The sequence below is a fragment of the Priestia sp. RMT2NF4 genome (genome assembly GCF_047872835.1).
Lineage (GTDB): Bacteria > Bacillota > Bacilli > Bacillales > Bacillaceae_H > Priestia > Priestia zanthoxyli.
In genome coordinates this window covers 1-9772 of the sequence record NZ_JBLQZO010000022.1, presented here as the reverse complement: position 1 = coordinate 9772, position 9772 = coordinate 1, and the positions used below count along the sequence as shown (strand labels likewise).

The 9772-nt window shown below is 35.8% G+C and carries 10 protein-coding genes; all 10 read right to left on the bottom strand.

Translation table 11 applies throughout. The annotated features are described in order from the left end of the window. Positions 1-240: 240 nt before the first annotated feature. Complete coding sequence (locus ACMX9J_RS27550; protein ID WP_416226460.1) at positions 241-471, bottom strand: DUF2553 family protein; 231 nt, start codon at positions 469-471, stop codon at positions 241-243. A 156-nt stretch (positions 472-627) separates the two neighbouring features. Then, complete coding sequence (locus tag ACMX9J_RS27545) at positions 628-873, bottom strand: glycine cleavage system protein H (protein ID WP_416226459.1); 246 nt, start codon at positions 871-873, stop codon at positions 628-630. 328 nt (positions 874-1201) lie between these two features. Further along, on the bottom strand, positions 1202-1777 hold the full coding sequence (locus ACMX9J_RS27540) for a TetR/AcrR family transcriptional regulator (RefSeq protein WP_416226458.1): 576 nt from the start codon (positions 1775-1777) through the stop codon (positions 1202-1204). Positions 1778-2485: 708 nt separating this feature from the next. Beyond that, positions 2486-3718 carry an NAD(P)-dependent malic enzyme gene (locus ACMX9J_RS27535; protein WP_416226461.1) on the bottom strand — a complete coding sequence of 411 codons (1233 nt, stop codon included), beginning with the start codon at positions 3716-3718 and terminating at the stop codon, positions 2486-2488. 309 nt (positions 3719-4027) lie between these two features. Then, positions 4028-4984 carry an AEC family transporter gene (locus ACMX9J_RS27530; protein ID WP_098278778.1) on the bottom strand — a complete coding sequence of 319 codons (957 nt, stop codon included), beginning with the start codon at positions 4982-4984 and terminating at the stop codon, positions 4028-4030. 389 nt (positions 4985-5373) lie between these two features. After that, positions 5374-6309, bottom strand: a complete 936-nt coding sequence (gene trxB / locus ACMX9J_RS27525) for a thioredoxin-disulfide reductase (protein WP_098278777.1) — start codon at positions 6307-6309, stop codon at positions 5374-5376. Positions 6310-6368: 59 nt separating this feature from the next. After that, complete coding sequence (locus ACMX9J_RS27520) at positions 6369-6692, bottom strand: thioredoxin family protein (RefSeq protein ID WP_416226457.1); 324 nt, start codon at positions 6690-6692, stop codon at positions 6369-6371. Between the two features lie 88 nt (positions 6693-6780). Beyond that, a complete protein-coding gene (gene trxA / locus ACMX9J_RS27515) occupies positions 6781-7101 on the bottom strand; it encodes a thioredoxin (protein ID WP_098278775.1) in 321 nt (106 codons plus the stop codon). 317 nt (positions 7102-7418) lie between these two features. After that, positions 7419-8381 carry an alcohol dehydrogenase gene (locus tag ACMX9J_RS27510; protein WP_098278779.1) on the bottom strand — a complete coding sequence of 321 codons (963 nt, stop codon included), beginning with the start codon at positions 8379-8381 and terminating at the stop codon, positions 7419-7421. Between the two features lie 420 nt (positions 8382-8801). After that, the coding region (locus ACMX9J_RS27505; protein WP_416226456.1) for a flavin monoamine oxidase family protein at positions 8802-9772 on the bottom strand (971 nt) is incomplete at its 5' end.

Here is a 9772-nt window from a genome sequence, read left to right as displayed (position 1 = left end):
CAGGTGAAAGTGTACTAAATTCACCTAAACGGTTAAAATGTGATTTTTTATATAAACTATCGTTCTGATTCATAATTTTCTCCTCTAATCTTTTTTTATTTCATATCATTTTGTACCTACCATTCGGTACAATTAGGTTAGATATGATGATGAATTACCAAAATAGATCAATTTTGTAAAGAACATTACATTGTCTTACTTACTTCAAAAAATATTAAGTTTTCTTTAGTGCCTCAATATTCAGCACCAGCCTAAATCGCAGCTTTCTACATAACTTTCTACCATAGAAGGATTTTCAGCTTTCTTGTAAACCTTATCTCCCTTTATTTCATAATTAGAGAATAACATTAGCTCTTCCTTATTTTTTAAAGGGATCTTTGCCACGACTTCATCTTTATGCAACAAAAGAAGATAATCTTCTTTTAGCTTAACATTTAAAAACTTTGTAATATCTCTTTTATGATTTTCCATGTTTATTATTCTCCTTTCAGCTTTCTTCTTGTACATAATCTTCGTATTCTTTAGCACGCATAAGATGTTGGATATCATCTACATTATCCATTTTAACTTCCAACATCAACCTTGATCATAAGGGGATTCATTTATATATTCAGGACTATCCTCTAATTATGTGTTTACTTTTAGAATTTGACCATTCAAGGGTGCGATAAGATCGGATGTAGTTTTAATGGACTCCACATCACCAAAGCTATTGTTTATCGTTAATGAATTCCCTTCCTCTGGAAGGTCTAAGAAAACAATTTCACCAAGCGTTGTTTGAGCAAAATCTGTAATACCTAAACGTACTCGATTATCTTCAACTTTTATCCAAATATAATCTTTGGGATAAAACAGTTCTGTTGGTGTAACCATTGTAACCATCCTCCTATCAACAACCAATTGTTGTACCTACCAGTTGGTACAATTTCATATTAGCATGCTTTTTTTGAATATGCAACCTTTTACCTTTAAAATAGTTATACTAATATTTACCATTTTCACTAATTAACATAAAATCAAAGTAGCACCTCATTAGGGATATCACAGCACAAGTTATATACCCTATTTAAAATAGAGTAGCTTAAGATAAAAAATAATAGCTGTTTACAGCAAATTACTCTTTATCTTCTTGCTCGCTACCTCTAATTCATCTATTTGTACCTACTTTTTGGTACAGTTTAGGGCCAAGTATCACTTATTATTAGGATAAATTATATTGTTGACGAATAACTTCAACTACATTTAAAAACCATTTCATATCTTGCTGGCTCTTCATTAGTAAAATTCCACCTTCTATCATAGCAATGATAGTTTGAGCATGTTTTTCGGTATCAATATTGTCAGTAAATAAATTTTTTGTCACCATTTCATTTAGCGCATACTGAATTCCATCTATCCAACGTTCAAAAAAATGTTGAATCTTTAATCGGAAATGTTCATCGTGTTCGCTCATCTCAATTGCGAGGTTTCCAAAAGGACATCCAGTTTTTGAATCCATTTGAGAATGATAGCTAACAGTCCAATCCAACATCTTATTTAATTTGGATACAGGATCGTTATCTGCTTTAAGAATATCTAAAATCAATTTCTGATCCCATTCTTGAACAAAGTCTTCTACAACAGCCAGACCAAGATCATACTTGGAGGAAAAATAATGATAAAACTGTCCTTTACCAATATTAGCAGCACTTAGAATATCGCTAATAGAGGTAGCTTGATATCCTTTAGAATGAATTACTTCTCTTGCTATAGAGAGAATTTCTTGTTGCTTAGACATATTATAATCACACCTTTATTAGTGAATTTACCTATTTTCTATATATCAGATATAATGAAAAATTATATACAATAGTTTAAATAGTACTACTCACAGTTATACAATGTCAGCGAAAATAGTTCAATCGCGTTTATTCTTTGTATGAGTGCAAGTAGAAACAAATGAATTTTATCATAATCTGTTTATAATTGCTAATTTGTGACCTTTCTGGTTAACAACATACAGTTCACAATCTATTGAACGTATCCATTTGGTGTCTAATGTTATGATTTGGTTAAAATTCACTGGTGTATAATTTTTACTGTTCGTTATACAAATTTTCTCTATTCTCTTTCCAATTCATTAAAATGAACAAAGCGTGCTACTCTCAAAGATTCTTTGCTCTCTACAAACAAAAGTAAGGATGGTACAGTTAAAATTGAGGTAAGATTGTATGAAAAACTGCATAATCAGGTCTTGATATATAGATAAAGGGGGGACCTTAACGCTCCCCTTTATAATCTAATTTATGTTGTAGAGATTTCTCCTTGAACTTCGATCTTTACGTTAGCTTTTTTTTATCAGTTTCCTACAATACACCCTTTATCAGCTGCTGCAAATAATCGATTTGCGGATTGAACCTGTTTTTTGTTGCATTCTCAGATAAAACCATGTGAGGGTGATGCATAATCTTAAAAACAGCGTTTCAATAGGCTTTGAAATCAGTTATTAGTTCTCAATTTTTGTTAATTGTTCTGTATGTGCTTTAACAATTGCTGGATCAATTTTAATGCGTGCTACACCTGAATTTATTGCTGCTTTTGCTACAGATTCTGCCACAGCTGGTGCTACGCGAGGATCAAATGGTCCAGGGATTACGTAATCTACGTTTAGCTCTTCTTCTGTAATCAGAGAAGCGATTGCTTCAACAGCAGCTTTTTTCATTTCTTCGTTAATATGAGTAGCACGAACGTCTAACGCTCCGCGGAAAATTCCAGGGAATGCAAGAACATTGTTTACTTGGTTCGGGAAGTCTGAACGACCTGTTCCGATAACTGCAGCTCCTGCTTCTTTCGCAGCATCTGGCTTAATTTCCGGATTAGGGTTTGCCATTGCAAAGATAATCGCTTCATCATTCATTGATTTAACCATTTCTTGAGATAGAGCATCAGCTGCAGATACACCGATAAATACATCTGCACCTTTAATCACGTCGCTTAGCGTGCCACTTTCTTTATTTACGTTTGTATAAGAAGCAACTTCTGATTTTACTTTATTCATGCCTTGCAGACGGCCTTCATAGATTGCACCTCTTGTATCGCACATAATCATGTCGCGTACGCCGTAAGAGTAAAGAAGCTTTGTGATCGCAATGCCGGCAGCTCCTGCTCCGTTTAAGACAATTTTTAAGTCTTTCATTGATTTGTTCACGATTTTTAGTGCGTTCACTAGTCCTGCTACTGTTACGATTGCTGTACCGTGCTGATCATCGTGGAAAACAGGAATATCTACTTCTTTTTTCAGGCGCTCTTCAATTTCAAAGCACTGTGGAGCAGCAATATCTTCTAAGTTAATACCACCAAATGTGTGAGCCATTAATTTTACTGTTTCCACAATTTTATCTGTATCCGTTGTATCAAGTGTAATTGGGAATGCATCTACGCCTGCAAAGCTTTTAAATAAAATTGCTTTTCCTTCCATAACCGGAAGTGAAGCCGCAGGTCCGATGTTTCCTAAGCCAAGAACAGCCGTACCATTTGTCACAACGCCGACCATATTTCCTTTCATTGTGTAATCATACACCGTTTCTGGATGTTCATGAATTTCTTTAGAAGGTTCTGCTACTCCTGGAGAGTAAGCTAAACTTAAATCTTGAGCGTTTTGAACTTTAACTTTTGATTTAACTTCTAATTTCCCTTGTTTTTCTTGGTGCATATATAATGCTTGATCACGTAGTGACATCATGTATTCTCTCCTTTTTTCTTCTATACTATTTATCATTAAATTTCTCAACTAAGGAACGTTCACTTCATTTCATAAACTCTAAATGGTTCTGGTGCCAACCTCAAATTTTGTCAAAGTATGAATAAAAATGGTTCGTAGCGCAGGTAGTATTCATAGTACTTTAGCTGTTTGCTTCTTTTTGCATCAGAATCATCATTAAAATATATAATTAGAATTAAATTCAAAAATCAGTTACCAATACTGTTGAATTCTACAAATGCTTTAGCATTCTTTACAATTTCAACTGATTGATTGACAATAACCTATTTACATCAACCAAGAAATCCAAAAAGGAAGGGTGACAAGAGACATAATCGCACTAATAACAAAAGCAGAGGTTGTCTCACTTGCTAGATTGTCAAATCTCACCGAAATCATAGCTGCTACTGCAGATCCTGGGAATGCTACTAATAAAACTAATTTTGTTACGTCATCTGAAGATAATCCTATTGCAAGCGCAATTCCAAGCATGACAAGTGGTTGAACAATTATTTTAAGAAGCGCAATCCCAAATGCAGTTAGGCTAAATTGAATTCTACGAATTCCGATTGTGACCCCAACTGCAAATAACGCTACGCCCGATGTAACGGAACCAATTTGATCTAAACTATTCGCTAATAAATCTGGTGTATGGAACCCAAATAGTACAAGAACAACCCCAACTAAAGGAACAAACGCTAACGGCTCTGAAAGACCATGTAAAATTGATTTAACAGTTACTTTAAAAAGACTATCTTCTTCGTCAGTCCCTTCATTCTGACGTTCACCTACTGTGCCAATAATAGTGGCTAATGGATCTAGCATGGCATTTACAACGATTCCTGTAATGGCAATTGGAATTGCAACCACATCTGCTCCAAATAAACTTCCCAAAACCGGAATTCCCATAAATGCAAAAGTTGGTTGGGTTGAGTTTAAAGAAAACATTGATGCTCCTGTTAATGAAAATTTAAATGCGTATTTAGCTATTAACAGGAAAACAATATAAAAACCTACAATACCAATGACTAAGGTAAGTAAAAATGGCCATTTTTCAATTAATGTTTGTTTCGATGTTGTAGTAATCCCCACAAACAGATGAGCTGGTAATGCAAATTTAGTTACTAATGTATTTAATCCTTTTGATGTCGTGGCATCAAATTTTTTAAAATATCCAGCTAAATATCCTAATGCGATGACAAAGAAAATAGGTGTTAGAATAATAAAGATTTGACTAATATCCATTTTAAAATCCTCCATCTTTCACTTTGACCTAAACCATTTAACTTCAAAGTGAAGGGTCTTTAATAAATGCCAATGCCTATCAAGGCGATAGGCATTGATTTCAACATTCTCACTAGCATTGATTGATTTATAAGTTAGATGCCACATGGCATTGTTCAGCATTTTCTAAACCATGCTGAGCGACGCCTTTTTAATTTTTGTAACCTCACTCTTTACCTACCGTTCGGTACAACGAAAGGTTGCGTGTTTCACCACCACTTAACTCTCTATGTTTACAATATAAAGTTCCTATATTTTTCATACCTTATTATATTATCGAATTTCAACTTAATAAATAATGTCAATTACCTAAATAAAATATTCATAAGATAATTATAAGAATGAATCTCTTATGAATTCTCAAGGTTTTCAATATAATGTTGGACGCTTTGAGCTGCTATTGATCCATCACCCGTAGCTGTGACAATTTGGCGCAGGGTCTTATCACGGATATCTCCAGCTGCATAAATGCCAGGAATCTTTGTAGCCATTGCTTCATCCGTTATTACATAACCTTCTTCATTGGTTATATCTAAGTTTTTGAATGCACCATTTAACGGAAGTGTACCCACATAAATAAATACACCATTTGCAGGGAATTGAGATTGTTCACCTGTTTTTGTATCTTTTAACGTTACTGTATTCACTGTTCCATTTCCTTCATTTATACTTGTAACTTCTTTATTCCAAATGAATTCAATCTTTTCATTGCTAAATGCTCTTTCTTGGAGTATTTTTTGTGCACGCAATTGATCTCGACGATGAATAATGGTAACTTTTGAAGCGAAACGTGTAAGATACACAGCTTCTTCTACAGCTGAGTCTCCTCCACCTAGAACAACAAGTTCACGTCCTTTAAAGAAAGCTCCATCACATACGGCACAATAAGAAACTCCTAGACCACCAAGCTCATTCTCTCCTGGAACTCCAAGCTTTTTATGGTCTGCCCCAGTAGCGATAATAACAGATTTGGCATAGAACTCTTTCTTTGTAGTTACTACTTTTTTTAGACGACCCTCATCTACAATTTCTTTTATATCTCCGTATTCATATACAGCACCAAACTTTTTGGCGTGCTCAAACATTTTATTAGAGAGATCTGGACCTAAAACATGATCAAAGCCAGGATAATTCTCTACATCCTGCGTATTCGCCATTTGTCCACCAGGTATTCCACGTTCAATAAGCAACGTACTCAAATTAGCACGTGAAGTATAAACGGCTGCGGTCATACCAGCAGGACCTGCCCCAACAATAATAACATCATATGTCTCTTGGTTTTTCACATGAATCTCCTCCTTTATTATCATATGCTTTTCTTCTCATTTAGGATTGGTATACGCATTTATTTTGCTTTAACACGTAGTACTTTTTCTTTTAAGGTTTCTAAGCTGGTAACTCCTACAAAAGGTTTTTCAAATTGATTATTAAAGTAGAAACGAGAGTTAGGAATTCCCATTACGTTAAAACCTTTAGCAAGCTTTGGATATTTATCAGTATCGACTTTTACTATCTGTACACTATCTCCTAATTCCTCGTCTAATTGTTTTAAAATGTCCCCATAACGAAGACAAGGACCACACCAAGAAGCTGAGAAATTTAATAATACTACTTTATCTGTGTTTAAATATTTTTCTAGCTCATTACTTGCCACATGAATAATAGCCATTTTATTCCTACCTCACAACATATAAAAAATTTCATAATATCAGCAATACTTTTCAATAAGTATTGCTGATTTTCCATAATTCGCTGCTTTACTTGCCATTCAGTTCTAAGATTTTATCTTTTAATACATGCTTTTGGGTTATACCTACCATTTTATCTACTACCTTGCCATCTTTAAACAGAAGCAATGCCGGAATACTCATTATGCTGAATTGCATAGCTAATTCAGGCTCATTGTCTACGTTAACTTTAGCAATTGTCGCTTGTCCTTTCATTTCATCGCTTAATTCTTCTACAATTGGAAGTTGAACTTTACAAGGCCCGCACCAAGGAGCCCAGAAATCAACCAATGTCACACCTGATTGAATGTGGTCTTGAAATGTCTCTTTTGTCAGTGTTGTTGCTCCCATAGAAATAACCTCCTCTATTTTTTTCCTCATACTAATGAGATGCAATTAATTTACTTTTAATCAACTATTCAATTGATTAATTGAATTATACAATTGGAGATACTTTTTGTCAACCCCCATAAAAATTGATTTTTCTAGAAGAAAAATATCAATATTGACGTGATCTAACTATCCAATCAAATAAAAACAACAACAAAGGCTGTCTTATATGCTGTTAGTTGCTATAAGAATGATTGCTATAGAATGAAGACAAAAAAGTGGTTCTTTAAGAACCACTTTTAGTTACGGCATTTATTAATGAAATTTAATTTAAAAATTCACTCAGAAATATTCAAAACAGCACGGAATCGAGTGGATGCTGCCATCATTTTATCGTATGCTTCGTTAGCACGTTCTAGAGGGAAAGTTTCAATCATTGGTCGTACATCAGTGAGAACACTAAAGTTAACGGCTTCTTTGATTTCTTTTGCTTGTCCAGTAAATGAACCTCTAACTGTATTCGGGCCTTTTAAAAAGTCCATTGCTGACAATTCCAATTGCTCACCAGAACCAGCTATAATAATTAATTCGCTGTCTGAACCAAGCCCATTGATTAGAGAAGAAATAGCTTTAGCGTTCGGTGCAGTAGCAAGGATTACCTTGGCTCCACCTAATGCCTGTAAGGCTTGAGCTGGATCTTCTTTTTCTGAATCAATGTAGTGGTGTGCTCCAAGTTGACGTATCAGTTCTTCTTTATCACTACCACGCGAAATGGCAACAGTGCGAAATCCTGCTTTCTTTGCATACTGAACTGCTAGGTGTCCAAGCCCACCAATGCCCTGAATAGCTACAAGATCGCCAGGTCGAGCTTTGCTGTTTCTTAATGCACTAAACGTTGTTTCACCAGCACACATAAGTGGGGCTGCTTCTAATGCAGATAATTCATTTGGAATGCTTGACAAACTATCCTCGTAGGCAACCATGTATTCAGCATAACCACCATCCATTGTCAGACCCGTTACATGGTTGTTCCCTCCATGCCATCCAATACCGACACGTTCACCAATCTTCCACTTCGTCGAACCTGCGCCAATTTCTTCAACTACACCAATCACTTCATGACCAGGAGTGCGGGGATACTCTGGAGAAGCCCCTTGAATGGCCATTGAGTCTCCATTACATACTCCGCATGCTTCTACACGGAGCAGTACTTGTCCTTCTCCAGGCTGGGGAACTGGAATCTCTACCAGTTTCATCTTTTCTCCTTTGGATGGAATTTGTATAGCTTTCATCATTTTCATCATATATTACCTCCTACAGTTTAGTAATGGAACTTATTTAGTATAAGATAAAAAAGTAAAGTATTCAATTATTTAATTGTACAATTGAATAATTGATGACGGATACTAAGTTACCTTTACTTAAGCAGTTCCTATTTGTAGCTAGGCTAGCCAATACTGCACATTCTTAAAAAATCTGGGGAACAATTCGCTCTTTATATATCTTTGTACATATATTTTTTCTGTGAATAATACAAAAATCAGTCCATTAGGAACTAATTTTTGTATTACTTCCTCTATGTCCTATATAAATAAGCTAATTACGTTTTGCAAGGAAACCTTTTCTCCTATCCAACCTTTTCAAACTCCGTTAGCTTTTACATACAGTACTGATCAATATTTAAATATATTATAGGGTGTTATTGTATTGAAAAGAGTGTGTCATAAAGACCTGTTATTTAAATTAGTGATTTCAAAAACTGCCTGTTCAGCTGACTGAAGTGCACCTTCAAGATGTCCCCCATATGATGAATTAGTCTCTGTACCAGCAAAAATAATTTTCTTTTCCCATACCCCTACTTTTGGTGGTTGACCATAGCTTGGGTAATTTCTAAGTGGATCGAAGTCTTCCTCAACAGCCGTTTCGCAATCTCTGGACCAATCCTTGTAAAGGATAGAACGTACGTTTTTGGCGGAGGGTCCAAAGAGTCTAACCAATTGATCAATGACCAATTTTAAAATTTTATCCTCGCTGAGTTCCCGGCGCTTCTTCGCTGGCATTCCAAAGAAACCAAATAAGGCACCAGGGCCTGTATCAGGAGAAGCATCATGGATTTCTTGCAAGGGTCCAACCCAACTCGATACGAAGCCAGAAAGTCCTGATTCCCTCCAAAAGGGACGATCATAGATTGCAACTACCTTGGCCTGTCCTGCCATCCACGTAGGTTTGTTTGCAAGGTCAGTAATAATATCTAGAGGGAGCGCAGGAGAGAATTCAATATGACGCGCCACAATTCGAGGCGGCAACGCTAGGATAATAGCACTTGCAGAAACTTTTTTTCTTTTTCCATTAGCAAGGTCTGCTTCAAGCGTGATAGCCCCAGCTTTATCTAATCGAATTGCTTTAACTCGCGTTTCTAACTCGACTATCCCTGGCGGCAGAGTACCTGCTACAGCATCAATAAGCGACTGCACCCCTCCTATGAACCGAATCGACCTTACACCAGAGTTTTCTGGCAATACATAACGCTCTGGTGGTTCGTTTTGAAATCGTTCTGAAAGCATTTCCCCTTTATTGTACTGAACGAAAGTTCCTAAATTCAGTTCTTTGACGAGATTGGTGTGCGCCCATACGGGCATATAGAGAATCTCCTTAGACAAGAGATGGGAGTCTGCGCTTAACCCATTTACCA